The 26,499-nt window shown below is 68.8% G+C and carries 22 protein-coding genes; 12 read left to right on the top strand and 10 right to left on the bottom strand.

Annotated elements, in window-relative coordinates:
* The first annotated feature begins 25 nt into the window (after positions 1-25).
* The 3 genes from ACG00Y_RS25960 to ACG00Y_RS25950 all read left to right on the top strand — a co-directional run bounded on the left by ACG00Y_RS25960 (position 26) and on the right by ACG00Y_RS25950 (position 7,556).
* A complete protein-coding gene (locus tag ACG00Y_RS25960; RefSeq protein WP_394484035.1) occupies positions 26-3,268 on the top strand; it encodes a CHAT domain-containing tetratricopeptide repeat protein in 3,243 nt (1,080 codons plus the stop codon).
* 100 nt (positions 3,269-3,368) lie between these two features.
* Positions 3,369-4,091, top strand: coding sequence for a helix-turn-helix transcriptional regulator (locus ACG00Y_RS25955; protein WP_394484033.1), 723 nt, complete (start codon positions 3,369-3,371; stop codon positions 4,089-4,091).
* A gap of 27 nt (positions 4,092-4,118) precedes the next feature.
* Complete coding sequence (locus ACG00Y_RS25950; RefSeq protein WP_394484031.1) at positions 4,119-7,556, top strand: beta strand repeat-containing protein; 3,438 nt, start codon at positions 4,119-4,121, stop codon at positions 7,554-7,556.
* Positions 7,557-7,613: 57 nt separating this feature from the next.
* Here ACG00Y_RS25950 and crcB read toward each other — a convergent pair whose 3' ends face one another.
* Both crcB and ACG00Y_RS25940 read right to left on the bottom strand, forming a co-directional pair.
* Complete coding sequence (gene crcB, locus ACG00Y_RS25945) at positions 7,614-7,982, bottom strand: fluoride efflux transporter CrcB (protein ID WP_394484029.1); 369 nt, start codon at positions 7,980-7,982, stop codon at positions 7,614-7,616.
* Entirely contained in the window at positions 7,979-8,452 is a 474-nt protein-coding gene (locus ACG00Y_RS25940; RefSeq protein WP_394484027.1) for a molybdenum cofactor biosynthesis protein MoaE, read from the bottom strand. Before ACG00Y_RS25940 ends, crcB begins: the two co-directional genes overlap by 4 nt.
* Positions 8,453-8,564: 112 nt before the next feature.
* Here ACG00Y_RS25940 and ACG00Y_RS25935 point away from each other — a divergent pair, with 112 nt between their 5' ends.
* Genes ACG00Y_RS25935 through ACG00Y_RS25915 form a run of 5 tightly spaced genes read left to right on the top strand, consistent with a single transcriptional unit; the run spans position 8,565 to position 14,574 of the window.
* Positions 8,565-9,596, top strand: a complete 1,032-nt coding sequence (locus tag ACG00Y_RS25935) for an SPFH domain-containing protein (RefSeq protein ID WP_394484025.1) — start codon at positions 8,565-8,567, stop codon at positions 9,594-9,596.
* Entirely contained in the window at positions 9,589-11,181 is a 1,593-nt protein-coding gene (locus ACG00Y_RS25930) for a DUF4178 domain-containing protein (RefSeq protein ID WP_394484023.1), read from the top strand. Before ACG00Y_RS25935 ends, ACG00Y_RS25930 begins: the two co-directional genes overlap by 8 nt.
* Before the next feature lie 21 nt (positions 11,182-11,202).
* Positions 11,203-11,424, top strand: a complete 222-nt coding sequence (locus tag ACG00Y_RS25925) for a DUF350 domain-containing protein (RefSeq protein ID WP_394484022.1) — start codon at positions 11,203-11,205, stop codon at positions 11,422-11,424.
* On the top strand, positions 11,417-13,027 hold the full coding sequence (locus ACG00Y_RS25920) for a polyamine aminopropyltransferase (protein WP_394484020.1): 1,611 nt from the start codon (positions 11,417-11,419) through the stop codon (positions 13,025-13,027). The genes ACG00Y_RS25925 and ACG00Y_RS25920 overlap by 8 nt, the downstream gene beginning before the upstream one ends.
* The gene (locus ACG00Y_RS25915; RefSeq protein WP_394484018.1) at positions 13,009-14,574 is read left to right on the top strand and encodes a flavin monoamine oxidase family protein; all 1,566 of its coding nucleotides are present in this window, start codon (positions 13,009-13,011) and stop codon (positions 14,572-14,574) included. The genes ACG00Y_RS25920 and ACG00Y_RS25915 overlap by 19 nt, the downstream gene beginning before the upstream one ends.
* Here ACG00Y_RS25915 and speD read toward each other — a convergent pair.
* The 6 genes from speD to ACG00Y_RS25885 are packed head-to-tail and all read right to left on the bottom strand — an operon-like array spanning position 14,532 to position 20,312.
* Complete coding sequence (gene speD, locus ACG00Y_RS25910; RefSeq protein ID WP_394484016.1) at positions 14,532-14,918, bottom strand: adenosylmethionine decarboxylase; 387 nt, start codon at positions 14,916-14,918, stop codon at positions 14,532-14,534. The genes ACG00Y_RS25915 and speD overlap by 43 nt on opposite strands.
* The gene (moaD, locus tag ACG00Y_RS25905) at positions 14,919-15,170 is read right to left on the bottom strand and encodes a molybdopterin converting factor subunit 1 (protein WP_394484219.1); all 252 of its coding nucleotides are present in this window, start codon (positions 15,168-15,170) and stop codon (positions 14,919-14,921) included. It abuts the gene before it with no gap.
* Complete coding sequence (locus ACG00Y_RS25900) at positions 15,170-16,378, bottom strand: molybdopterin molybdotransferase MoeA (protein ID WP_394484014.1); 1,209 nt, start codon at positions 16,376-16,378, stop codon at positions 15,170-15,172. The genes moaD and ACG00Y_RS25900 overlap by 1 nt, the downstream gene beginning before the upstream one ends.
* A complete protein-coding gene (gene thrC / locus ACG00Y_RS25895; protein WP_394484012.1) occupies positions 16,371-17,762 on the bottom strand; it encodes a threonine synthase in 1,392 nt (463 codons plus the stop codon). Before thrC ends, ACG00Y_RS25900 begins: the two co-directional genes overlap by 8 nt.
* Complete coding sequence (locus ACG00Y_RS25890; protein WP_394484010.1) at positions 17,759-19,078, bottom strand: homoserine dehydrogenase; 1,320 nt, start codon at positions 19,076-19,078, stop codon at positions 17,759-17,761. Before ACG00Y_RS25890 ends, thrC begins: the two co-directional genes overlap by 4 nt.
* 10 nt (positions 19,079-19,088) lie before the next feature.
* Positions 19,089-20,312 carry a pyridoxal phosphate-dependent aminotransferase gene (locus tag ACG00Y_RS25885; RefSeq protein ID WP_394484008.1) on the bottom strand — a complete coding sequence of 408 codons (1,224 nt, stop codon included), beginning with the start codon at positions 20,310-20,312 and terminating at the stop codon, positions 19,089-19,091.
* 98 nt (positions 20,313-20,410) lie between these two features.
* Between ACG00Y_RS25885 and ACG00Y_RS25880 the strand changes: the two genes are divergently transcribed.
* From ACG00Y_RS25880 to ACG00Y_RS25865, 4 genes are all read left to right on the top strand, one after another.
* The gene (locus ACG00Y_RS25880; RefSeq protein WP_394484006.1) at positions 20,411-20,785 is read left to right on the top strand and encodes an Mth938-like domain-containing protein; all 375 of its coding nucleotides are present in this window, start codon (positions 20,411-20,413) and stop codon (positions 20,783-20,785) included.
* Positions 20,786-20,915: 130 nt separating this feature from the next.
* Entirely contained in the window at positions 20,916-21,395 is a 480-nt protein-coding gene (locus ACG00Y_RS25875; RefSeq protein WP_394484004.1) for a peroxiredoxin, read from the top strand.
* A gap of 166 nt (positions 21,396-21,561) precedes the next feature.
* Entirely contained in the window at positions 21,562-23,235 is a 1,674-nt protein-coding gene (locus ACG00Y_RS25870; RefSeq protein ID WP_394484002.1) for a PhoH family protein, read from the top strand.
* Positions 23,236-23,323: 88 nt separating this feature from the next.
* Positions 23,324-24,304 carry an aldo/keto reductase gene (locus ACG00Y_RS25865; protein WP_394484000.1) on the top strand — a complete coding sequence of 327 codons (981 nt, stop codon included), beginning with the start codon at positions 23,324-23,326 and terminating at the stop codon, positions 24,302-24,304.
* A gap of 9 nt (positions 24,305-24,313) precedes the next feature.
* Here the strand turns inward: ACG00Y_RS25865 and ACG00Y_RS25860 are convergent, their stop codons facing one another.
* The gene (locus tag ACG00Y_RS25860) at positions 24,314-25,732 is read right to left on the bottom strand and encodes a patatin-like phospholipase family protein (RefSeq protein WP_394483998.1); all 1,419 of its coding nucleotides are present in this window, start codon (positions 25,730-25,732) and stop codon (positions 24,314-24,316) included.
* Positions 25,733-25,812: 80 nt separating this feature from the next.
* Positions 25,813-26,445 (bottom strand): PEP-CTERM sorting domain-containing protein, encoded by a 633-nt coding sequence (locus ACG00Y_RS25855; RefSeq protein ID WP_394483996.1) that lies wholly within the window; start codon positions 26,443-26,445, stop codon positions 25,813-25,815.
* Between the last annotated feature and the right edge of the window lie 54 nt (positions 26,446-26,499).

The following is a 26,499-nucleotide window of genomic DNA, read 5'->3' as shown; positions in this document are numbered from 1 at the left end:
AATTCAAGTTGCGCCAGATCAAACGATGAACCTGTGGACTCCCGCCCTCCTGTCGCTGCTGACCGTGCTGGCCAGCCCCGCCGCCGCCCAGCCCACCACACTCGCCGCGCTGTGCCCGCCGGCGCTGGAGCCCATGCCGGCCGGCCTGGACCCGGCAGCGGCTCAGGCCCGGCTGCTCGACCTGCAAGACCGCGCCGACCCCGCCAGCTTGGCACTGGCCTGCCAGCTCCGCGACCGTGCGGCGGCGGAGCACGGCCCCGGGTCCCGGGTGGCCCAGCAAGCCCAGGCCGGCGTGCTGGCCAGCCTGCTGGCGCTGCGCCAGCCGGCGCCGGTGCTGGCGCTGGGCCCCGACCTCTACCGCCAGCTGCTGGCGCAGACGCCGCCCCTGTTCGCCCCCGCAGGGCAAGTGGCCGGCCTGCTGGCCACGGTTCACAACCAGCGCGACGAGTTCGATGCCGCGCTGGCCTGGTCCGACAAGGCGCTGGCCGCCCAGCAGGCCGACCCCGCCGCCAGCGACGCGATCGACCCGCGCATGCGCTGGACCGAGCGGATCAACCACGGCATCTACTTGAATCAGTTGCGCCGCTACGACGCCGCCGAGCAGGAGCTGCGCGCCCTGCACCAGGCCCTGCAAGGCCGGGACGACCTGGCCGCCCAGCAAGCGTTCGTGCTGCGCGGCCTGACCGTCAATGCCCAGGCACTGGGCCGCCGCGACGAGGTGCTGAGCCTGGCGGAGCAGGAGGTGGCCCTGCGCCGCGCCCGCCTGCCCGACGACCGGCTGCGCCTGGCCGGCGCGCTGCAGGGCGTGGCCGCGATGCTGACCTTCAAGGCCCGCTTCGAAGAGGCCGACGCGATCTACCAGCAGGCCCTGAGCCTGCCGCGCGCCGACGACCCCGACCCCTTCCACCAGATGGCCGGCATCTACGAGAACTACGCCTCCCTCTGCCTGGCACGCGGCAAGCCCGCCGAGGCGCTGCAGGCCGCCCAGGCCGCCGCCACCCGCATCGCCCAAAGCCCCGAGGCAGGCAGCCCCCGTGCGGCGCGCTCACTGCGGCGCATGGCGTCTGCCCAGCAAGCCCTGGGCGACTGGGGCGCGTCCGTGCAGACCTCGCGGCGTGCCCTGGCCCTGCTGAAGCAGAGCGGCCAGAGTGCCGACCAGCAGACCAGCCTGGCCCTCCACCTCGGCTACGGCCGCGCGCTGGTGGTGCTGGGCGACGCGCAAGCGGCACAGGCCGAGCTGGAGCTGGCCCGCCTGGAGCTGGCGCGCGCCGGCAACCCCGCCGGGCAGCGCCTGCACTGGCTGCTGCTGCAGGCCAGCGTGCTGGCCGCCACGCAAGACCTGGCCGGCAGCGAGCAGGCCCTGGCCGACGCCGCCGAGCTGATGAGCAAGATCTACCCGCCCGAGCACGACCTGCGCCTGGGCACCCAGGCCAAGCGCTGCCAACTCAACCCGGCGCAGTGCGCGGCCCTGGCCCCGTGGCTGGGCCTGTCGCCCGCACAGCCGCCGCTGTCACCCGACACCGAGGCCGACGTCGCCCTGGCGCTGGCGCGCGACGCCCGCCTGGCCGGCCAGGCGCCGCTGGCCCGCAGCCGCGCCACCCGGGCACTGGCGGCCGCCTACGCCAGCACCTTGCCCAACCTGCAATGGCAGGCGCTGGACGAACTGGCCCAGGGCGAAGCCACCCAGGGCCGCCGGGCCGACGCCATCGTCTACGCCAAGCAGGCCGTGCTGACGCTGCAGCAGATGCGCGCCGGCCTGGCGCCGCTGGGCAGCGGCGCAGCCGCCGCCGACAGCGGCTTCATGCAGAACAAGCAGGAGCTGTACCGACGCCTGGCCGCCTGGCTGCTGCACGAACAGCGCCTGGCCGAGGGCCTGCAGGTGCTGCAACTGCTGAAGCTGGGCGAGCAGGACGACTTTCTGGAACGGGCCGGCACCGCCTCGCTCGGTGAACTGAGCCTGACGCCGGGCGAGCAAGCACGGCTGGCCGACCTGACGCGCTTTGTGCAGGCGCAAGCCAGCGCGGCCACGCCCGAACAGGCGCGCCTGCGCCGCCTGCAATCGGCCGACCGCCTCAGCGCCAGCGAGAAGGCCGAACTGGCGGCCTGGCGGCAAAGCGAAGCCACCCGCCTTGCGGCCCTGCAACAGGCGCTGGCGCAGTTGCTCACGGCGACCCCGCCCACCACCACCGCGCGCGCCGCCCCAATGGCCCTGCCCCGCCCCACCCAAGCCCACGTCATGCACGCCCACCTGGTGCTGGGCGAGCAGCAGTTGAGCGTGCTGACACTGGGCCCGCACAGCCAGCGCCTGGATCGCCTGCCGCTCAGCCGCGCCGCCGTGCACCAGGCGATTGCCGCGTTTCTCGACGCCATCCAGCGCCGCGCCGAGGTGCGGCCCCAGGCCCAGGCGCTCTACGCCCAGCTGGGCGCCGCGCTCGACGCCGCCGCCCGCCGCCAGGGGGCGACGCGCATCCAGCTCTGGCTGGACGGCGGCCTGCGCTACCTGCCCTTTGGCGCCCTGCATGACGGCCAGCGCTACCTGGCGCAGAAATACCAGCTCGCGCTGGTTGCCCCGGTTGGGCCCCGCTTGGCCAGCGCGCCCGCCGGCGCGCCGACCCGCCTGCTCGCGCTGGGCCTGAGCCAGGCGGCCGCCGGCATGCCCGCCCTGCCCGGCGTGGGCGAGGAGCTGTGCGGCATCGTCAGCGGCCCGGTGCGTGGCCTGAGCGAGCCGGCGCCGGGCTGCCTCCCATCAGCCGCAGCCATGCAGGGCAGCGGCCCCATCGGCGGCCAGGCCGACCTGAACCAGTTCTTCACCGAGAAGAGCCTCAGCGACATCAGCCCGGCGGGCGGCAACCTGCTGCACATCGGCACGCACTTCATCCTGCGCCCCGGCAACGTCACGCGCTCGGCGCTGCTGCTGGGCGACGGGCAGGCACTCAGCCTGGCCCGCCTGCGCACGCTGCCCGCCATGGCGCCGCAGCGCCTGGTCGTGCTGTCGGCCTGCCAGAGTGGCGTGCCGGTGCTGGGGGCGGACGGGGTCGAGCTGGACGGCCTGGCGGCCAGCTGGATGGCGCGCGGTGCCGAGCGCGTGCTGGCCAGCCTCTGGCGCGTGGACGACCGCACCACCGCGCCCTTCATGCGCCGCTTCTACCAGGCCCTGGCCGCGCGCCCAGGCGACTACGGCGCGGCGCTGCGTGCGGCACAGGGCCAGCAGACGGACAGCCACCCCTACTTCTGGGCCGCCTTCAACCTGATCGAGCGCAGCCCTTGAAGGTGATGCGGCGCGCCAGCCATCAAGTTTGGCGACCCGTACTGACGTTTTTGCAGGGCCGCCGTCTTGGAGGGAACACCGACCGTTCCCCAGCCAAGCCGTGCCCACCCCCACCGCACCCGCCCAACAGCCCCAGTTGCTGCCCGAGCTGCCGGGACTGCCGCCGGTCGCCAAGCTCCGGCTGGACGCCGACCAACAGGTGCTGGCCTATACCGCATCGGCCTGCCGCATCATCCACGCCAATCCGTGCAGCCTGACGCTGAGCTGCGGCCGGCTGCGCCAGCATCCCGACCCCAAGCCACTGCGGGACGCCCTGCGCTGGGTCTGCGAACCCGGTAGCGCCGGCCGCCGCGAGCGCGCACTGAGCATGCAGCGGGTCGGCGCCGCGCCGCTGACGCTGCGCCTGTCACGCCATCACGAACCCGGCACCGGCGCCATGCATGCCGTCGTCTGGCTGGCAGATCCCGACCAGTTCCACCTCGACGAAGCCGGGCTGCAACAAGCCTTCGAGTTCACCGCCACCGAGGCCCGCGTGGCCGTGGGCTTGGCCGCCGGCGCCAGCGCCGCCGAGCTGGCGCAAGCCTGGGGCCTGCGCGCCAACACCGTGCAGATGCACGTCAAGCACCTGCTCGCCAAGACCCACACATCCCGCCAGGCCCAGCTCGTGGGCCTGCTGTGGCGCAGTGCCGTGCTGCGCCTGCCGACACCGCCTGCGGAGGCAGCGGGGGCCAGGGTTTGCCCAAGTCACGCCTCTACCCAAACGGGTAGCGACGGCGAGGGCGGCGCCTCTCAAACTCTCACGCAAACGGTTCAACCCCACTGACCACACGCCAACCACAGAGGAACCCACATGACCAAGACTGCCGGTATTTCTCGTCTCCATCGCGGCTTTCGAAAGGCGGGCCTTGCGCGGCTGCGCCCGGTACCTCTGGCCCTGCTGCTGGCCGGCGGACTGGCCACGCCGGCCAGCGCGCTGGACTACACGTGGCTGGGCGGCACGGGCAATTGGCATGACAGTGCCAAATGGTCCTTGCTGGGGGTGCCGGGCGCTGGCGACAGCGCCACCATCAACGGCAGCAACCATGTGCTCGTACTCAGCGGCACCCGCAGCCTGGCCAGCTTGTTCATGACCAACGGCTATCTGGGCGGCAGCGGGGTGCTCAACACCGGCAGCGCCAGCTTCGGCAGCGCAGTGCTGGGCTTGGCCGACACCACGGACGGGGTCATCAACGTCAGCGGCAACGCCAGCTTCAACGGTGCCAACAACCAAAACCTGCGCTACGGCCAGATCGTCAATCTGAACGGCAACACCACCTGGAGCGCCGGCAATGGCCGCATCGAGGTGGATCAGGCCTATGCCGGCAACAGCAGCACCAACCCCTACGGCGTCAGCCAGCTCAACATCGCCGCCGGCACCACCTTCACGGACGCCGGTGCGGCTGCGGCCGGCGGCACCAAGCACATCGGCTACAACGGCGGCCAGGTCAACAACGCCGGCACCTATGTGCGCAACGGCCTGGGCACCACGCTGGCCAGCTACGGCTTCAACAACACGGGCACGGTGCAGATCAACAGCGGCACTTTCGGCCTGACCGGCAACAGCAGCCTGCGCGGCCAGTCCAGCGGCTTGATCAACGTGGCCGCCGGCGCCGTCTTCAACCTCGGCGATGCCGACATCACCGACGGCAGCATCAGCAATGCCGGCCTCGTGAAGATGACCAGCAGCAGCGTGGCCACCATCGCAGCGGCCGCCAGCATCAACGGTGCCTGGGAACTCAACCACTCCAGCGCCGTGCTTCAGCACAGCGGCACCCACAGCGTCAGCTCGCTCGCGCTGACCAGCGGCTATTTCGGTGGCAGCGGCGTGCTCAACACCGGCAGCGCCAGCTTCGGCAGCACGGTGTTGGGCCTGGCCGACACCACGGACGGAGTGATCAACGTCAGCGGCAGCGCCAGCTTCAACGGCGCCAACAACCAAAACCTGCGCTACGGCCAGATCGTCAATCTGAACGGCAACACCACCTGGAGCGCCGGCAATGGCCGCATCGAGGTGGATCAGGTCTATGCCGGCAACAGCAGCACCAACCCCTACGGCGTCAGCCAGCTCAACATCGCCGCCGGCACCACCTTCACGGACGCCGGCGCGGCTGCGGCCGGCGGCACCAAGCACATCGGCTACAACGGCGGCCAGGTCAACAACGCCGGCACCTATGTGCGCAACGGCCTGGGCACCACGCTGGCCAGCTACGGCTTCAACAACACGGGCACGGTGCAGATCAACAGCGGCACTTTCGGCCTGACCGGCAACAGCGGCCTTCGCGGCCAGTCCAGCGGCTTGATCAACGTGGCCGCCGGCGCTGTCTTCAACCTCGGCGATGCCGACATCACCGACGGCAGCATCAACAATGCCGGTCGTGTGGCGATGACCAGCAGCAGCGTGGCCACCATCGCTGCCGCCGCCAGCATCAACGGTGCCTGGGAACTCAACCACTCCAGCGCTGTGCTTCAGCACAGCGGCACCCACAGCGTCAGCTCGCTCGCGCTGACCAGCGGCTATTTCGGTGGCACCGGCGTGCTCAACATCGGCAGCGCCAGCTTCGGCAGCGCGGTGCTGGGCTTGGCCGACACCACGGACGGAGTGATCAACGTCAGCGGCAACGCCAGCTTCAACGGTGCGAACAACCAGACGCTGCGCTACGGCCAGATCGTCAACCTGAACGGCAACACCACCTGGAGCGCCGGCAATGGCCGCATCGAGGTGGATCAGGCCTATGCCGGCAACAGCAGCACCAACCCCTACGGCGTCAGCCAGCTCAACATCGCCGCCGGCACCACCTTCACGGACGCCGGCGCGGCTGCGGCCGGCGGCACCAAGCACATCGGCTACAACGGCGGCCAGGTCAACAACGCCGGCACCTATGTGCGCAACGGCCTAGGCACCACGCTGGCCAGCTATGGCTTCAACAACACGGGCACGGTGCAGATCAACAGCGGCACTTTCGGCCTGACCGGCAACAGCAGCTTTCGCGGCCAGTCCAGCGGCTTGATCAACGTGGCCGCCGGCGCCGTCTTCAACCTCGGCGATGCCGACATCACCGGCGGCAGCATCAACAATGCCGGCCGTGTGGCGATGACCAGCAGCAGCGTGGCCACCATCGCCGCCGCCGCCAGCATCAACGGGGCCTGGGAACTCAACCACTCCAGCGCCGTGCTTCAGCACAGCGGCACCCACAGCGTCAGCTCGCTCGCGCTGACCAGCGGCTATTTCGGTGGCACCGGCGTGCTCAACGCGGGCAGCGCCAGCTTCGGCAGCGCGGTGCTGGGCCTGGCCGGCACCACGGACGGAGTGATCAACGTCAGCGGCAACGCCAGCTTCAACGGCGCCAACAACCAAAACCTGCGCTATGGCCAGATCGTCAACCTGAACGGCAACACCACCTGGAGCGCCGGCAATGGCCGCATCGAGGTGGATCAGGCCTATGCCGGCAACAGCAGCACCAACCCCTACGGCGTCAGCCAGCTCAACATCGCCGCCGGCACCACCTTCACGGACGCCGGCGCGGCTGCGGCCGGCGGCACCAAGCACATCGGCTACCACGGTGGCGAGGTCAACAACGCCGGCACCTATGTGCGCAACGGCCTGGGCACCACGCTGGCCAGCTATGGCTTCAACAACACGGGCACGGTGCAAGTACACGCCGGGACGTTCGCTGTCGACGCCCACTTCAACAATGTCGGCGAGGTTCGCATCGACGCCGGCGCCAAACTGCAAGCCCAGAGCGATAGCTTCAGCAACGACGGGCTGATGGGTGGTGAGGGCACCATCCAGACCCGCAACCTGAACCAGGCTCTCGTCAACGCCGGCACGCTGACCCCCGGCGGGCTGGGCACCGCCGGCAACCTGCTGCTGAACGGCGACCTGAGCATGGCCAGCGGCGGTGCCCTGCGTTTCGACCTCACGGCCGATGCCCATGACCTGCTGACCATCACCAGCGATGTGACCTTTGGTGGCACGCTGCAGCTCTGGGCAGACTCAGCGCTGGGCCTGCACCTGGGCGACAGCTTTGTTGTGGCCACCTACGGCCAGCGTCTGGCAGGGTCGGCCTTCAGCAACGTGCAGTGGCTGGGCAGCGGGGCCAACCCGTTCAGCGTCGAGTACGGCGACAGCGCACTCACGCTGCGAGTGACCACCGCCGTGCCCGAGCCCGAAACCTGGGCGCTGTGGCTGCTGGGCGTCTCAGCCCTTGCCGCCTGGCGCACCCGGCGCACGACCCGCGCAGCGGCGTAGTCGCCTCTCCACCACGAGCGCCACCCGCAGGCAGCCGCAGACCAGCTGCCTGACGGGTCACCCCACCCAGCGCTGCACCACCAACATCCCCAGCGCAGCCGCAGCCAGGCTCCCCACCACGTGGGCCAGCGTGTGCGCCAGCGCCAGGCCGAAGTCGCCACGCTGCAGCAGCGCCAGCGACTCGCCCGAGAACGCCGAGAAGGTCGTCAGCCCGCCCAGGAAGCCGGTCACCAACAGCAGCTTCAGCAGCTCGTTGGGCTGGCGGCCGAACCACGCCAGCGCCATGCCGATCAGCAGCCCACCGACGACGTTGACCAGCAGCGTGCCGAGCGGGAAGCCGGCCCAGCGCGCGTTGAACAACAAGCCCGCTTGCCAGCGGGTCAGTGCGCCCAGAGCCGCGCCCAACGACACCGCCAGCGCGTTCACGCCGCGTTCTCCGCCGTGATGCCCCAGCGCGCCAGTGCCGCGTCATCCGCCACGCGGGCGTCCACCCAATGCGCGCCGTCCGGCGTGTGCTCCTTCTTCCAGAACGGTGCCTGGGTCTTCAGGTAGTCCATCAGGAACTCGCAGGCCTGAAAGGCCTGCCCTCGGTGCGCGCTGGTCACCAGCACCAGCACGATCTGCTCGCGCGCCTGCAGCGTGCCGACGCGGTGGATGACCTTGGCGGCGCGGATATCAAAGCGCGCGAACGCCGCATCCACCATGGCCTCGATGGCCGCCTCGGTCATGCCGGGGTAGTGCTCCAGCTCCATGCGGCTGACCGCCTGACCGCTGCTGTGCTCGCGCACGGTGCCGACAAAGGCGACCACTGCGCCGACGCCGCCGTCCTCAGCGCGCAGGGTGTCTGTTTCGGTGCCGACGTCGAAGTCTTCGGTCTGGATGCAAACTCGGGCCATGGCGCAGATTCTCGCCGCCGGCTGGGTGAGATTCACCTCATTGGGGCAGGAAGCCCCCGGTTGGCGGCCGATACTCGCTGCCGAACATCACTCACCGCACGCAGGAACCGACATGGCCCTGATGGATTTCATCAAGAAGCAGTTCATAGACGTCATCCAGTGGACCGAGGATGCCGACGGCACCTTGGCTTGGCGCTTCCCGATGTCCGGCATGGAAATCCAGAACGGCGGCCAGCTCGTCGTGCGCGAATCGCAGGTCGCCGTCTTCGTCAACGAAGGCCAGGTGGCCGACGTCTTCGGCCCTGGCACGCACCGCCTCACCACGCAGACGCTGCCCGTGCTGACCTACCTGAAGAACTGGGACAAGCTGTTCGAGTCGCCCTTCAAAAGCGATGTCTACTTCTTCAGCACGCGCCAGCAGATCGACCAGCGCTGGGGCACCAGCCAGCCGGTGTCCATCCGCGACAAGGACTTCGGCGCCGTGCGCATCCGCGCCTTCGGCAACTACGCCTACCGCATCCAGGACGCCAAGGTCTTCCACAGCCAGATCTCCGGCACGCGCGAGCGCTACACGGTGCAGGAGCTGGACGGCCAGCTGCGCGGCGTGATGTTGCAGCACATCAGCGACGCCGTGGCCAGCAGCGGCACGCCCTTCCTGGACCTCGCCGCCAACCAGATCGAGTTCGCCGCCGCGCTCAAGGAAGCCACCGCGCCCGCCTTCGCCGGCCTGGGGCTGGAGCTGCTGTCGGTGACGATGCAGAACGTGTCCCTGCCCGAGGAGCTGCAGAAGATCCTCGACCAACGCATCGGCATGGGCATCATCGGCCAGAACATGGGCCAGTTCATGCAATACCAGGCGGCGCAGGCCCTGCCGGAGATGGCCAAGGGTGGCGCGGGTGGCGGCAGCGGCATCGCCGGCGAGGCCATCGGCCTGGGCGCCGGCGTGGCGCTGGGCCAGACGCTGGCGCAGACGCTGAGCCAGGGACTGGCCGGCGTCGGCACTGCGGCACCCGCACCGGCCGCCAGCAAGCCCGAGGACATCGTCTCGCTGCTGGAGAAGCTCGGCGACCTCAAGGCCAAGGGCATCCTGACCGACGAGGAATTCGCCGCCAAAAAAGCGGACCTCCTGAAGAAGCTTGGCTGAGCAGACGCCAGCCACCCAACGCCGCTGGCGCGCGAGCTGCCCCAACTGCGGCGCGCCGGTCGAGTTCGCCAGCGCGGCCTCAAGCAGCGCCGTCTGCGGTTTCTGCCGCAGCACGCTGCTGCGTGATGGCGAGACGCTGAGCCAGATCGGCCAGAGCGCCGAGATCTTCGAGGACTACTCGCCGCTGCAGCTCGGCGCCACCGGCCGCTGGATGGGCGCCGGCTTCGCCGTCGTCGGCCGCGTGCAGCGCGGCTCGGAGCTGGGCAACTGGAACGAATGGCATCTGCTCTTCGACGCCAGCGGCGACACCCCGCGCGTGGCCTGGCTCAGCGAGGACAACGGCCAGTTTGTCCTCAGCCTGGAAGCGCCGCTCAACGAGACACTGCCGACAGAACCCCAGGTCGGCCTGCCGCTGACGCTCGCCGGCCAGCGTTGGCAGGTGGCCGCCGTCGTCGACGCCGCCTTGCGCGCGGCCGAGGGCGAGTTGCCGCGCCCGCCCAAGGCCGGCCGCGTCATCGAGCTGCGCAATGACCAGGACGAGGTGGGCAGCCTGGAACTGCGCGCGGACGGCAGCCCGGTCTGGTCCGTCGGCCGCGCGGTGCAACTGGCCGACCTGGCCCTGCAAGGCCTGCGCACGACGGCCGAGGGCGAGTCCATTGCCGAGGCCAAGTTCAAAGGTCGCAGCATCGCCTGCCCCAGCTGCGGCTCGCCGCTGGAACCCAAGCTCTCGCAGAGCAAGAGCATGGTCTGCGCGCAGTGCCAGGCGCTGGTGGACCTGCCCGAAGGCGATGCCAAGGCGCTGGGCTTCACCGCGCAGTCGCCCGAGAACCCGCCGCTGATCCCGCTAGGCCGCACCGGCACGCTCGCCGTGAATGGCGAAAAGGCCCAGGCCTGGCAGGTCGTCGGCTACCTGGAGCGCTGCGACATCCCGGAAGACGCCGAGGACGAGCAGAGCTTCTGGCGCGAGTACCTGCTCTTCAACCGGCTAGCCGGCTTCGCCTTCCTCGTCGACACCAACGAAGGCTGGAGCCTGGTGCGCACACTGACCGGCGCGCCCAGCTCGTCGCGCGACAGCTTCAACTGGAAAGGCCGGGCCTACGAGAAGCGCTGGACCTACCAGGCCAAGACCACGCATGTGCTGGGCGAGTTCTATTGGCCGGTGCGGCTGCATGACCTCGTGCGCGTCACCGACTACGCCAGCGCCGATGGCCAGCACCTGCTGAGCCGCGAAGAGCAAGGCCCGGAAGTCACCTGGAGCGGCGGCCAGACGCTGACTGCCGACGCCGTGCGCAAGGCCTTCGGCCTGACGGCGCCGGCCGCGCAGTTCGGCCGCGACGCCTCAGCCTTCAAGAACACCAGCGGCACGCTGCTGCGCAATATCGTCATCGGCCTGTTCCTCATCGTGCTGCTGTTCTCGATGCTGCGCAGTTGCCGCAGCGACGACTGCCAGCAGTACAAGAACAGCTTCGGCGAGAACAGCAACGAATACCGACAATGCCGCGCCAACACGCGCGGCAGCGGCGTCTACATCCCCAGTGGCGGCAGCTATGGCGGCTACAGCAGCGGTGGCGGCAGCCACAAATAGAACGCACAAGGAGCGCTCATCATGACCCTCGACTGGCTCAAACCCGAAGTCATCCTCGGCACGACGATGTATGCCGTCATCGGTGTCGTCATCTTCTGGCTGTGCTTCGTCATCGTCGACAAGATCACCCCCTACAAGCTGTGGGAAGAGATCGTCGAGCACAAGAACCTGGCCCTGGCCATCGTCGTCGGCGCGATGTGCATCTCCATCGGCAACATCGTCGCTGCGGCGATTCATGGCTGAACGGGGCCCGGTCGAAACCGCCCCGTCATCGGCCGGTGCCGCGCTAGGCGAGGCACCCGCATCCAGGCACGGCCCCAGCCTGGCCGAGCTGCTGCTGCTCGCCAGCGTCTTCGTCATCGCCGCCTGCGGCCTGGTCTACGAGCTGGCGGCCGGCGCGCTCGCCAGCTATCTGCTCGGCGACTCGGTGCTGCAGTTCTCCACGGTCATCGGCGTCTACCTGTTCGCGATGGGCCTGGGCTCCTGGCTGTCGCGTTTCGTCGAGCGGCAGCTGATCGGCGTCTTCCTGCAGGTGGAGCTGCTGGTCGGCGTCATCGGCGGGCTGATGCCGGCGGCACTGTTCATCGTGCACAGCCTGCTGCCGCCGGGCGAGGCGACCGGCTTTCGCGTGCTGCTCTACGCACTGGTGCTGCTGGTCGGCACGCTGGTGGGGCTGGAGATCCCGCTGGTCATGCGCATCCTGAAGCGCCACTTCAGCGCGCGCTACGGCTTGAAAGACCTGGTCTCGCAGGTGCTGACCTTCGACTACCTCGGCGCGTTGCTCGTCGCGCTGGCCTTCCCGCTCGTGCTTGTGCCGCATCTGGGCCTGGTGCGCACCGGCGTCGCCTTCGGGCTGCTGAACATCGCCGTGGCGATCTGGGCGCTGTGGCTGTTCCGCGCCGAGCTGCGCGCCTTTGGCGCGATGGCGGTGGCCTGCGCGCTGTCGGCCGTGCTGCTGCTGGGCGCCCTGTTCAGCGCCGAGCAGGTGACGACCTGGGCCGAGGACCGCTTCTACGGCGAGCACATCGTCTTCAAGCAGAGCAGCGACTACCAGCGCATCGTCGTCACCGACGGCGGCGCAGGCACGCGGCTGTTCCTGAACGGCAACCTGCAGTTCCATTCCAAGGACGAGTACCGCTATCACGAGTCCCTCGTGCAGCCGGCGATGGCGGCCCACGGTGCCCCCAAACGCGTGCTGGTGCTGGGCGGCGGCGACGGCATGGCCGTGCGCGAGGTGTTGCGCCACGCCAGCGTGGAGCAGGTGACGCTGGTCGAACTGGACCCGCAGATGACGGCGCTGTTCCGCGACTCGCCGAAGCTCGCCGCGCTGAACGGCCATGCGCTGCGCTCACCCAAGCTGCGCATCGTCAACGCCGATGCCTTCGGCTGGCTGGAGCAGCAGACGGAAGTCTTCGACGTCATCGTCATCGACTTCCCCGACCCCTCCAACTTCGCGCTGGGCAAGCTCTACACGGCCAGCTTCTACGAGTCGGTCGACCAGCACCTGAGCGCCGGCGGCTATGCCGTCGTGCAGACCACATCGCCGCTGATCGCGCGGCGCAGCTTCTGGACCGTCGTTACGACCATCGAGTCCACCGGGCTGACCGCCACGCCCTACCACGCGCATGTGCCGAGCTTCGGCGAATGGGGCTTCGTCCTGGCATCTCGCCGGCCGTTCCGGCTGCCAACGCAATTGCCGCCCGGGCTGCGCTTCCTGACCCCCGAGGGCATGCCGGGCATGCTGCAGTTCCCGCCCGACATGGCGCGGGTGCCGGCTGAGGTGAACCGCCTGTCCAACCAGGTGCTGGTGCAGACCTTTGAAGAGGAATGGGGAGCGGCACATTGAGGCGGCGCGAGCTGCTGCTGGCTGGCCTGGCCGCCACCGGCTGCACCCCGGACGCGCCAGCCTTGCAAGGCGGCTGGGTCGGCACACACCCCGAGCGCGGGCACCGGCTACGCGGTGAGCTGCCCAAGGCCGATGGGCCATTGCGACAGACCGGCCTCCTCATCGTCGGCGCCGGCATCGCCGGGCTGGCCTGCGCGCGGGCACTGACTCGGCGCGGCGTCGACGACATCGCGCTGCTCGACCTGGAAGATCAGGCCGGCGGCAACAGCCGCAGCCATGTGCTGGCCGGCTCGCCCTGCCCGCTCGGCGCCCACTACCTGCCGGTGCCCGGTGCGGAGGCCCGCGAGGTCTCGCAACTGCTCGCCGAATTGGGCCTGTCCCGCCAGGTACTGGGCCGCACCGAGTGGGATGAGCGCCATCTCTGCCACAGCCCCCAGGAGCGCCTGTTCATCGATGGCGAATGGCATGAGGGCCTGCTGCCGCCCGCCGAATCGCCCGCCGCGAGCGACGAGTACCGGCGCTTTTCGGCGCTGGTCGCCCAGGCCCAGCGCGATTTGGGCTTCGCCATGCCCACGCGCCGCGCCCGCTGGACGGCCGGCCACGCCGTGCTGGACGCCCAGACGTTTGCCAATTGGCTGGACGCGAATGCGCTGACCAACACCCGCCTGCGCTGGTACCTCGACTACTGCTGCCGCGACGACTTCGGCGCCAGCGCCAACGGCGTGTCTGCCTGGGCCGGCCTGCACTATTTCGCCAGCCGCCATGGCTTCCACGCGCCGGGCGACGAGACCGCCGAGCGCGAGCCCGTGCTGACCTGGGCCGAGGGCAACGGCTGGCTGTCAGACCGCATTGCCGCGCCGCTGCGCGAGCGCATCCACCTGGGCCGCAGCGTGCTGCGCGTGACGGAGGGCAAGCACGGCGTCGAGTTGCTGGCCTGGAACGAAGCCACAGGCGCCCCCGAGCGCTGGCGAGCCCGCGCCGTCGTGCTGGCCACGCCGCTGTTCGTCAGTGCCCGCCTGCTGGCCACGCCGCCCGACGCCTTGCAAAGCGCCGCCAGACAGCTGAGTTATGCCCCCTGGCTGACCGCCAACCTGGCGCTGCGCGAGCCCCTGCTCATCCGCCCTGGCGCGCCACCGGCCTGGGACAACGTGCGCTACGGCACCACGGCGCTGGGCTATGTCGATGCCCGCCACCAGTCGCTGGACCCGCTGCCCCGGCCACCGCTGCTGACGGCCTACTTCGCGCTGCCCGCCGCCCAGCGCGGGGAGTTGCTGAAGCAGCCCTGGGGGCACTGGGCGCGCCTGGTCACCGACGAGCTGGCGCAGACCCACCCCGACCTGCCGGGCAAGCTGGAGCGCATCGACCTGTGTCGCTTCGGCCATGCGATGAGCATCCCGACGCCGGGGCTGCGCGGCTCGGCGGCGCTGGCGGCGCTGAACGAAGCGCGCGGCCGCGTGGTCTTTGCGCACTCGGACCTGGCGGGGTACTCGGTGTTCGAGGAGGCCTACACGGCCGGGGTCGAGGCAGCGGCGCGGCTGAGGCTCTGACGGTTCACTGCGGCCGGCGCGAAGGCGGCGATCAACGCGGCCATCAGCGTCTCGGCCTTGGCGCTGTTGTCCGCGCCGTAGTTGCAGACGTAGACATCCAGCGTCACGCCACCCAGCTCGGGCCAGGTGTGGATGGCCAGGTGGGATTCGGCAAGCAGCACGACGCCGGTGATGCCGTTCTGCTCGTCGGCGGCGCCGAAGCGATGGAAGAGTTCGGCCACGCCGCTGAGGCCCGACAGCCGCACCGCCTCGCGGCACCGGGCCGCCAGGGCCTCGGCATCGCGCATCAGCGGCAGCGCCGGGTCCACGCCGCGCAGGTCGGCCGTGATGTGCAGGCCTTGCACTCAGCCGCCTGTGACGGGAGGGAAGAAGGCCAGTTCGTCGCCGTCCGACAGCAGCGCCGATTCGGCGCACATCTTCTGGTTCAGCGCCGCGCGCACGGTGCGGCTGGAGGCCAAGGCCTCGGCATGCAAGCCACCGCGCGCCAGCAAGGCCTCACGCGCCGAGGCCACGCTGCTGCCTTCGGGCAAGGCCAGCGATTCGCCGTCGCCCAGTTTTTCCCGCAACGATGCAAAGAATCGGAGCTTGACCGTGATCACGCCAGCAGCTCCGCGAACGGGATGAAGCGCACCGTGTCTCCCGCCTTGAAGGCCTGACCCGACGGGTTGTCGAGCAGGCCGTCGGCCCAGAAGGCCGAGGTCAGCACGCCGCTGCTCTGGTTGGAGAACATGGCCAAGCCGCCCTCGTCGTCCAGCCGCACACGCAGGAACTCGCGGCGCTTGTCGGGCTTGGGCCAGTCGAAGCCGGCCACCAGCCGGTAGCCGCGTGGCGTGAGGCGCGCGGCGCCTTGCAGCTTCAGCAGCGCAGGCCGCACGAGGACGAGGAAAGTGACGAGGCTGGACACGGGGTTGCCGGGCAGGCCAATGAAGTGCGCGTCGCCAACACGGCCATACGCGAAGGGCTTGCCGGGCTTGATGGCGATGGCCCACAGGTCCAGCTTGCCCTCGGCCTGCACGGCGGGGCGCAGGTGGTCTTCCTCGCCGACGGACACGCCGCCCGAGGTCAGGATGACGTCGGCCTTTGATGCTGCCTCGCGCAGCGCGGCGCGGGTGGCTTCGAGGTTGTCCGGCACGATGCCCAGGTCGACGACCTCACAGCCCAGGCCGTCGAGCAGCGCACGCAGCGTGAAGCGGTTGGAGTTGTAGATGGCGCCGGGCGGCAGCGGCTCGCCGGGCATGACGAGCTCGTCGCCGGTCGAGAACACGGCCACGCGTGGTCGGCGGGTGACCGTCAGCTGAGCAGCGCCCGCCGTGGCGGCGAGGCCCAGCGACACGGCGTCCAGCCGCGCGCCGGCGGGCAGCACGACCGAACCGGCGCGCACGTCCTCGCCGCGCAGGCGCACGTTGGCGCCGGCGGTCACCGGCTGCGTGACGCGCAGCCGGCCGTCCACCAGCTCGGTGTACTCCTGCATGACGACCGTGTCCGCGCCCGGCGGCACATGCGCGCCGGTGAAGATGCGCGCGGCCTCGCCCTGCGCCAAGGGCATGGGCACGCTGCCGGCGGGGATGCGCTGCGTCACGGGCAGCAACGAGGTCATGTCGACAGCACGCAATGCGTAGCCATCCATCGCCGAGTTGTCCGCCGGCGGCACGTCCACCGGCGACACAAGGTCCGCAGCCAGTACCCGACCACGCGCGTCAGCGGTGGCCAGCGTCTCGACTCCACCCAGCGGCTCGATCTCCGCCAGCAGTGCCGCCAGCGCGTCGTCGAGCGGGATCAGGCCAGGCTTCTTGCCATCAGACATGGCTGCGGATGTAGGCCTTCACCTGGTCCACGTCGACGGGCATGACTTGCACGCGCTTGGGCAGGTCCTCGATGCCTTCCAGGCCTGCAGGCCGCGGCGGCTCTATGCCCAGGGCCTCGTGGATGGTCGCCGCGAACTTGGCCGGCAGTGCCGTCTCCAGCACCAGCATCGTCACGGCCGGGTCGCGCTGCTCCAGCGCCACCTTGAGGCCGTCGGCCGTGTGCGGGTCGATGACGATGCCGTGCTCGGCATGGCAGCGGCGGATGGTGGCGATGCGATCGGCATGCGTGCTGCGGCCGGAGCTGAAGCCGAAGCTGGCGATCTCGGCGTGCTCGCCGGCCGTCAGCGCGAACTGGCTGCCGCTGAAGTGCTGCTTCACACGCGCGCCGTCGCGGCCCAACAGGTCGAACACGAAGCGCTCGAAGTTGCTGGCCTTGGAGATGTCCATCGACGGGCTGGAGGTCTCGTGCGTGTCGGCGCTGCCGCGCACGCGGTAGGTGCCGGTGCGGAAGAACTCGTCCAGCACGTCGTTCTCGTTCGTCGCGACGACCAGCCTGGCGATGGGCAGGCCCATCTGGCGCGCGACATGGCCGGCGCAGACGTTGCCGAAGTTGCCCGACGGCACCGTGAAGCTGACCTTCTCGGCGTTGCTCTTGGTCGCCTGGAAGTAGCCGGCGAAGTAGTAGACGACCTGGGCCAGCAGGCGCGCCCAGTTGATGGAGTTGACCGTGCCAATGCGGTGCTCGCGCTTGAAGGCCAGGTCGTTGGACACGGCCTTGACGATGTCCTGCGCGTCGTCGAACACGCCTTCGATGGCAATGTTGTGGATGTTGGCGTCCTGCAGGCTGAACATCTGCGCCTGCTGGAAGGGGCTCATGCGGCCGTGCGGGCTGAGCATGAAGACGTTGACGCCCTTCTTGCCGCGCATCGCGTACTCGGCGGCGCTGCCGGTGTCGCCCGAGGTCGCGCCCAGGATGTTCAGTGTCTCGCCACGACGGGCCAGTTCGTACTCGAACAGGGCGCCGAGCAGTTGCATCGCCATGTCCTTGAAGGCCAGCGTCGGGCCGTTGGACAGGCCTTCCAGCGCGATGTGGTCGCCCAGCCAGGTCAGCGGCGTGATGGCGTCCGTGCCGAAGACTTCGGCCGTGTAGACCTTGCGCGTGATGGCATGCAGGTCGTCGGCCGGGATGTCGTCAATGTAGAGCGTCAGGATCTCGAAGGCCAGGTCCGCATAGGCAAGGCCACGCCAGCGCGTCAGCGTCGCCGCATCGACGCGCGGGTAGGTCTTGGGCAGGTAGAGGCCGCCGTCCGGCGCCAGGCCTTCGAGCAGGATGTCCGAGAAGCCGCGCTCGGTCTGATCGCCGCGGGTGCTGATGTACTTCACGCGAGTTCTTCCTTGCGGATGCGGACGATGGGCGCCAGCACGGTCGGCAGGCTCTGCATCTTGGCCAGCGCCTCGTTCATGCGGCCTTCGGCGGTGTCGTGCGTCAGGATGATGAGGTCGGTCTGACGCTCGCCCTCGGCGGACTCGCGTTGCAGCACGGCGTCGATGGAAATGTCGTGCTCGGCCAGGATGGTGGTGATGCGCGACAGCACGCCAGCCTGGTCGGCCACGACCAGGCGCAGGTAGAAGGCGGTCTGCACATCGGCCATGGTCAGCACCGGCGTGTCGCTCATCGCATCGGGCTGGAAGGCCAGGTGGGGCACGCGGTGATCGGGGTCGGCGGTGTGCAGGCGGGTCACGTCCACCAGGTCGGCGACAACGGCCGAGGCGGTCGGCTCGGCGCCGGCGCCCTTGCCGTAGTACAGCGTCGTGCCGACGGCATCGGCCTGCACGACGACGGCGTTCATCGCGCCTTCGACGTTGGCGATCAGCCGGGTCGCCGGGATCAGCGTCGGGTGCACGCGCAACTCGATGCCGTTGTCACGACGACGCGTGATACCCAGCAGCTTGATGCGGTAGCCCAGTTGCTCGGCGTACTTGATGTCCGTCGCCTGCAGGCTGCTGATGCCTTCCACATGGGCCTTGTCGAACTGCACCGGAACGCCGAAGGCGATGGCGCTCATGATGGTCAGCTTGTGGGCGGCGTCCACGCCTTCGATGTCGAAGGTCGGGTCGCTCTCGGCATAGCCCAGGCGCTGGGCCTCCTTCAGCACGGTGGCGAAGTCCAGGCCCTTGCTGCGCATCTCCGACAGGATGAAGTTGGTCGTGCCGTTGATGATGCCGGCGATCCACTCGATGCGATTGGCCGTCAGGCCTTCGCGCAGCGCTTTGATGATGGGAATGCCGCCGGCCACGGCCGCTTCAAACGCAACGACGACGCCCTTCTCGCGCGCCGCTTCGAAGATCTCCGTGCCGTGCAGCGCCAGCAGCGCCTTGTTCGCGGTCACGACATGCTTGCCGTTGGCAATCGCCTGCAGCACCAGCGTGCGCGCCGGCTCAATGCCGCCGATCAGCTCGACGACGATGTCGATGGCCGGGTTGTTCACCAGCTCCTGCGCATCGCCCGTGCAGGGCACGCCGTCACCGACGACGGCCTGGTAGGCCTTGGCGCGCTCGGCATTGCGGGCAGCGACCATCGCGATCTCGATGCCTCGCCCGGCGCGGCCGCGAATCTCGGCCTGGTTGCGCTGCAGCACGTTGAAGGTGCCGGCACCGACGGTGCCGAGGCCGATGAGGCCAACTTGGATCGCTTTCATTGCAGGGCTCTCAGGAATAACGCCGGCGATAGCCAGCCAGAAATCGTTCGATGCGGCCGATGGCCTCGCGCAGGTCATCCACGTTGGGAAGGAAGACGAGGCGGAAATGGTCGTGCGCGGGCCAGTTGAAGCCAGTGCCCTGAACGATCAGCACCTTCTCCTCGGCCAGCAACTGGTAGGCGAAGTCCTGATCGTCGGCGACCGGATAGATCTTGGGGTCCAGGCGCGGGAACATGTAGAGCGCGGCTTTGGGCTTGACGACGCTGACGCCCGGAATCTGCGTCAGCAGCTCATAGGCTAGGTCGCGCTGGCGGCACAGTCGACCGGTGGGCGCCACCAGGTCGTCAATGCTCTGGTAGCCACCCAATGCCGTCTGGATGGCGAGCTGGCCCGGCGTGTTGGAGCACAGGCGCAGGGACGCCAGCATGTTCAGCCCCTCGATGTAGTCGCGGGCATGGCGCTTCTCGCCGCTGACCACCATCCAGCCGGCGCGATAGCCGCAGGCTCGGTAGTTCTTGGATAGGCCGTTGAACGTGATGAACAGCACGTCGTCGGCCAGCGACGCCATGCTGGTGTGCGTGTGGCCGTCGTACAGCGTCTTGTCATAGATCTCGTCGGCGAAGACGACCAACTGGTGGCGGCGGGCAAGTTCGATGATGCCCAGCAGCAGGTCCGTCGGGTACAGCGCGCCGGTCGGGTTGTTCGGGTTGCAGACCATGATGCCGCGCGTGCGCGGGCTGATCTTGGACTCGATGTCGGCCAGGTCGGGCAGCCAACCGGCGCCCTCGTCGCACAGGTAGTGCACCGGGCGGCCGCCGGACAGGCCGACGACGGCCGTGTAGAGCGGGAAGTCCGGCGCAGGGATCAGGATCTCGTCGCCGTCGTTGACCAGCGCATTGATCGACATCTGGATCAGCTCGGACGCGCCGTTGCCCAGGTAGACGTCATCCACCGTCACGCCCTTGACGCCCTTTTGCTGCGTGTAGTGCACCACCGCCTTGCGCGGTGCGAACAGGCCCTTGCTGTCGGTGTAGCCGCCGGCGTCGCCAAGGTTGCGGATCATGTCCTGCACGATCTCGTCCGGCGGCGTCAGCCCGAATACCGCCGTGTTGCCGATGTTCAGCTTGATGATCTTGTGGCCGTCCTCCTCCATCTGCCGCGCCTTGTCCAGCACGGGGCCGCGGATGTCATAGCTGACGCTGGCGAGCTTGCTGGACTTGGCGATGGGCTTCAAAAGGGGCTCCGGAAGCAGCATTCGCTGCGGTACAGGGGAACCCCGAAGTTTAAAGGGCCGAGCATGCCCAACGCGTTCTGGGCGACACTCGCGCCCCGATGAAGTTCCAGCTCGACGAGCCGCAAGGCGGCAACAGCATTTCACGCCACGACGCCAGTGGCGTCTGGGTCAACGGCCGGCCCCACACGGCCAGCGTGCTCGTGCCCTGGAGGGGCGACGTGGCCGCCTGGGCGCCTTCGCGCTTCGAAGAACTTCAAGCCTCGCATTTCGAAGCGATCAAGGCACTGAACCCGGAGCTGGTCGTCTTCGGCAGCGGTGCGAAGCTACGCTTTCCGAGCCCGGCCTTGTGGCGCGGGCTGGTGGAAGCGCGCATCGGTTTCGAGGTCATGGACCTGGCGGCGGCATGCCGCACTTACAACGTGCTGGCCAGCGAAGGCCGCAATGTGCTGGCGGCGCTGCTGATCGAGGGATAAGCTGCCCGACCCCTGGGTAGGACAAGGCCCTATAATTGCTGGCTATTGCATGCGGGCGCCCGCGTGAATTGCTGCACACGCAGCAGTCACGACCCGGAGACCCCGCAAGCCCAACTTGCCGCACCCCCCAATGACGCCTGCGCTCAACAAACCCCTGCCGGAAATTGAGGCTCAAGCCACCGGCGGCGTGAAGTTCACCGCCAACGCCTTCCTGGGCAAGTCGGTCGTGCTGTATTTCTACCCGAAAGACAACACACCCGGTTGTACCACCGAGGCGATGCAATTCCGTGATCGCCACAAGGACTTCGTGAAGGCCGGCGCCATCGTGTTCGGCGTCTCGCGCGACAACATGGCCTCGCATGACAAGTTCAAGCAGGCGCTGGAACTGCCGTTCGAACTGATCGCCGACACCGAAGAAAAGCTCTGCCATATGTTCGGCGTGGTCAAGAACAAGATCATGTACGGCAAGAAGGTCAAGGGCATCGAGCGCTCGACCTTCCTGATCGCGCCAAACGGCATCCTGGTGGGCGAATGGCGCGGCATCAAGGTCGCCGGCCATGTCGATGAGGTGCTGAAGGCGGTCAAGGGCCTGAAGAAGGAAGCTGCCTGACCAGCGTTGTTCTCTGACACGGCGGGTGCCCGCAGGATGTGCATAATCAGCGCATGCCCCGGGCCGAAACCTTGTCTCAGACTGCAAAGCCGCACTCATCCTGTGCGGCTTTTTGCTTTCTGGAGCCTGGATCGCAGGGGGTCCACCTGTCGTCACTCCGCCGTACATGCCACTGCCTAAGCCTCCTGCACAACGCGCCAGCCGCCTCGATGCCACTGCTTACTCGGCCGATCTGACCCCCAGCAAACCGCGCGCCGACCGGCCGCACATCGCGCCCGTCGTTGCGCCGGCCTCCGCGCCGGCTGCGGCGCCGACAGCCGAAGTGCTGCGCCTCCCCACCCCCGCCTCCAGCCCCGCCGCCAAATCGGCGCTGCCGACCAAGTCGGCGAGCAAGGCGCCTGCCAAGACCGCCGCGCCCAAACGCACACGCAAGCCGGCCGAGGCGGCCAAGCTCTTCGTGCTGGACACGAACGTGCTGATGCACGACCCGATGTCGCTGTTCCGCTTCGAGGAGCACGACGTCTTCCTGCCCATGATCACGCTGGAAGAGCTGGACGGGCACAAGAAGGGCATGACCGAGGTCGCCCGCAACGTGCGTCAGGTCAGCCGTGAACTGGACCAGCTCGCGGCCAGCCTGAAGACCAGCGGCATCGAGGAAATGTCCAAGGGCTTGTCGCTGGCCGGCACCGGCCACCGCGAGGCCGAGGGCAAGCTGTTCTTCCAGACCGAGCTGATCGACACGCCGCTGCCCCAGGGCCTGCCGCAGGGCAAGGCGGACAACCAGATCCTCGGCGTCGTCCAGGCACTGAAGAACCGCCACCCGGGCCGCGAAGTGGTGCTGGTGTCCAAGGACATCAACATGCGCATCAAGGCCCGCGCGTTGGGTCTGCCGGCCGAGGACTACCGCAACGACAAGACGCTGGAAGATTCGGACCTGCTCTACACCGGCGTGCAGGCGTTGCCGTCGGACTTCTGGGAGCGCCATGGCAAGACCATGGAGAGCTGGCAGCAAGGCGGCACGACCTTCTACCGCATCAGCGGCCCGCTGGTACCCACGCTGCTGATCAACGAGCTGGTCTACCTGGAGGCGCCGGGCGCGACGCCGCTGTATGCCAAGGTCACCGAGATCACCGGCAAGACGGCGGTGCTGCGCACGCTGAAGGACTACGGCAACCAGAAGCATTCCGTCTGGGGCGTGACCTCACGCAACCGCGAGCAGAACTTCGCGCTCAACCTGCTGATGGACCCGGAGTGCGACTTCATCACGCTGACCGGCACCGCAGGCACCGGCAAGACGCTGATGACGCTGGCCGCCGCGCTGGCGCAGGTGTTCGATGACCGCCGCTACAGCGAGATCATCGTCACCCGCGTGACGGTGCCGGTGGGCGAGGACATTGGCTTCCTGCCGGGCACCGAGGAAGAAAAGATGGGCCCCTGGATGGGCGCCCTGGACGACAACCTCGAAGTGCTGGCCAAGGGCGGCTCGTCCGCCGGCGAGTGGGGCCGCGCGGCCACCCAGGACCTGGTGCGCAGCAAGATCAAGATCAAGAGCCTGAACTTCATGCGCGGGCGGACCTTCCTGAACAAGTTCGTCATCATCGACGAGGCCCAGAACCTGACGCCCAAGCAGATGAAGACGTTGATCACGCGCGCCGGCCCGGGCACCAAGATCGTCTGCCTGGGCAACCTGGCGCAGATCGACACGCCCTACCTCACCGAGGGCAGTTCGGGCCTGACCTTCGCCGTCGACCGCTTCAAGGGCTGGGCGCACAGCGGCCATGTGACGCTGGCACGCGGCGAGCGCTCGCGGCTGGCGGATTTCGCTTCGGAAGTCCTCTAGGCCCCAGGCCCGCAAGGGCCTGTTGTTCGCGCTAACATTTAAAGACCGCACGCCCTGCCGGCGCGCGGTTTTCTTTTTGGGACCGCACATGATCTATCGCCCCCTCGGCCGCACCGGCCTGAACATCTCCTCGATCGGCTTCGGCGCCTGGGCCATTGGCGGCACCTGGGGCGACACCGACGACACGGCAGCGATGGCCGCGCTGCACCACGCGCTGGACCGTGGCGTGAACTTCTTCGACACGGCCGACGTCTACGGCGACGGCCACAGCGAGCGCCTGCTCGCCCGCCTGAAGCGCGAGCGCCCGAGCGACGCCTTCCATGTCGCCACCAAGGCCGGCCGGCGCCTGAACCCGCATGTGGCCGAGGGCTACCTGAACCTGCGCCCCTTCATCGAGCGCAGCCTGCAGAACCTCGACACCGACGCCATCGAGCTGCTGCAACTGCATTGCCCGCCCAGCGCCGTCTACACGATGCCCGAAGTCTTCGGCGCGCTGGACGACCTGGTGAAGGAAGGCAAGCTGCGCCACTACGGCGTCAGCGTCGAGCGCATCGACGAAGCCCTGGCAGCGCTGAAGTTCCCCGGCGTGCAGTCCGTGCAGATCATCTTCAACCTGTTCCGCCAGCGGCCGGCCGAAGTCTTCCTGCCGGCGGCGCAAGCGGCCCAGGTGGGCGTGCTGGCGCGGCTGCCGCTGTCCAGCGGCATGCTCAGTGGCAAGTTCACGCGCGACAGCAAGTTCGCCGCCGACGACCACCGCGGCTTCAACCGCCAGGGCGAGGCCTTCGACAAGGGCGAGACCTTCTCGGGCGTGGACTTCGAGCAAGGCCTGGCCGCCGTCGAGGAACTGCGCAAGCTGCTGCCCGAGGGCGTCAGCATGGCCCGCCTCGCGCTGCGCTGGATCTTGATGCACGAAGCCGTCACGACCGCCATCCCCGGTGGCCGCACGCCGGCTCAGGTGGACGAGAACGTCAGCGCCGCCGACATCGCCGCCCTGCCCGCGCCGTTGATGGACGCGCTGGCCGACCTCTACCAGCGCCGCATCGCGCCGCAGGTGCACGGCCTGTGGTGAGGGCAGGCCCTACTCGCCGCGCTGCACCTTCGCCGCAAAACGCCTGACCACCGCATCCGCCGCCACCGCGCGACGCGCGGCGGCGACGAGCTGGTCGATCTGTTCGGCCGGCAGCTTGAGCCGGGTCGGGATGGCGTTGAGTGCTGCCTCTTCCGCTTCGGGCAGGTCGGCGAAGCTGATCTGCGTCACGTCGAAATGGATGTCTTCGCAGCGCCAGTCCGGGTTCAGCGCCACCAGCGCCGCCTTGCGGTCGTCCGGCAGCGAGCAGCGGTAGGTGACGATGTCGCGCTCCCAGTTGCGCACCATGGGCACGAAGTAGGCGTAGCTCATGCGCATCGTGCTTTCGATGGCCGTGTCGACCGCAGCGGTGGCGATGTCCAGGCCGGAAGGCCCTGCCACCTCGCGGCCCCAGTCGCCGCTGGGGCCCTGGCCGGCGTCGACGACGATGAACAGCGTGCGCCGCATCGACACAGCGTCCCGCTCACTGATCGGGCCATAGGGCGTGTTCAGCAACACGCGGCTTTGCAGGATGCTGACGAGGCCAAGGTTGTCCGTCACGCCGCCATCCACCAGCTTCAGGTAGCGGCCGGCCTTGGGGTCGCGAAAGTCCCTGAGCGCGCGCTGCAGGGCCAGGCGCAGGCGGTACTGGTCATCGCGGACCATGTCCCGTGGCGGCGCGGCCGCCGGCAGCGGAGTGGGGCAGGCCTCGGGGAACTTCTCCAGCACGACGGGCGCGAAGAACAGCGGCACGGCCATGGACGCCGCCACCGCCTCGGACACCGGGAAGCTCGCCAGGTCGCTGCAGATCGCATCGAAGGCGCGCTCGTGGAAGGCAAAGGCCAGCCGGTACTGGGTGTTGCTGGCGTTGATCCAGACGACCGGGCGCTGGCGGCGGAACAGATCGGCAAAGGTCGCGCCACGGAAGACATCGCGGTCCAGCCAGTCGTTCAGGTTGCTGCGGTCGTTGAGCCCGCCAGCAAACAGCCGCATCAGGTTGGTCGGGTTGAGCAGGCTGAAGCGCAGGCCGGCTTCACCGTCGCGCTGCAGCACCTTGTTGCGGAACTCGCCCATGCCAGCGGGCCCATGCAGGCCGAAATAGGCCGCCGTCAGCGAGCCGCCGGACACGCTGGTGATGAAGCTCACCTCGTCCAGCAAGCTGCGGTCGCGCGCGGACGGCTGATCCTTCAAGCCCTCCAGCACACCTTGCGCGAAGGCAGCCGCCCGCAGGCCGCCACCGGAAAAGCTCAGCGCGACGAAGGTGTCGCTGTCCAGCGCACCGGGCACGCGCCGTACGGGCTCGGCCACGGCGGGCTTGTTGCGCGGCGGGTTCAGCGGCGAGCCGGCGCAGGCGGCGAGCAGCAGCGCCGCCAGCGCGAGCAACAGGCGGCGACCCAAGGTCGCATGGGAGGGCAAGGTCGCTTCGGGCATGGCCGTCGATTGTGCCGAGTCGCCATCACGCGCCCATGAAAAAGCGGCCCGCAGGCCGCTCGTTGTTTGCGCACGCAGCGTCAACTGCGGCGGCGGCGCGCCAGGCCCAGGCCGGCCAACGCGACGCCGACAAGCGCCATCGACGCCGGCTCGGGCACGTGGACCGTGATGTCGGTAGAAGCCAGCGTCGCACCGGTGGCGCTGGTCACGAACAGGCGGAAGTCCGTCGAACTGGGCATGTAGGGGTTGAAGTTGAAGCCCGGCGTCGTCAGGAAGGACATCTCCAGGTTCCACGACTCCGCCAGCATCGTCGGCAGGCCGAAGGAGAGCAGGTCGATGTCGGTGTAGCTGACGCCGGCGCTGCTGTCGGTGTCGATGCCCAGCCAGACCTTGCAGCCCTGGCAGCTGCGGATGTCGTAGACGAAGTCGAAACTCCAGTTCGCGTAGTTCTTGCCGTCGGGCGCGTAGACGCCGTTCTGCGCGTAGAAATTGCGCTCGCCGTCGTTCGGCAGGTAGGCGCTGTTCTTGTAGGCGTGGGCGCCCATGGCGACCTTGACGCCGTTGTCTTCCACCGCATTGAACAGCACGGCGCCCAGGCCGGAACTGCCGACGGGAGGCCAGCCGTCCGCCACCGTCAGCGTCGTCAGCGCAGCATTCGCCGTGAACGGCGCCATGGCCGCGAACGCCGCTAGCGCAAACATCTTCTTGATCATTTATGTCTCCTGTTGTGGCTTTGGTTGCCGGTGCCTATGGGCCTCGCCATCAGC

Origin of the sequence: Pelomonas parva, from assembly GCF_043555835.1 — a bacterium.
Lineage (GTDB): Bacteria > Pseudomonadota > Gammaproteobacteria > Burkholderiales > Burkholderiaceae_C > Pelomonas > Pelomonas parva.
This window is presented reverse-complemented; position numbering and strand designations above follow the sequence as displayed.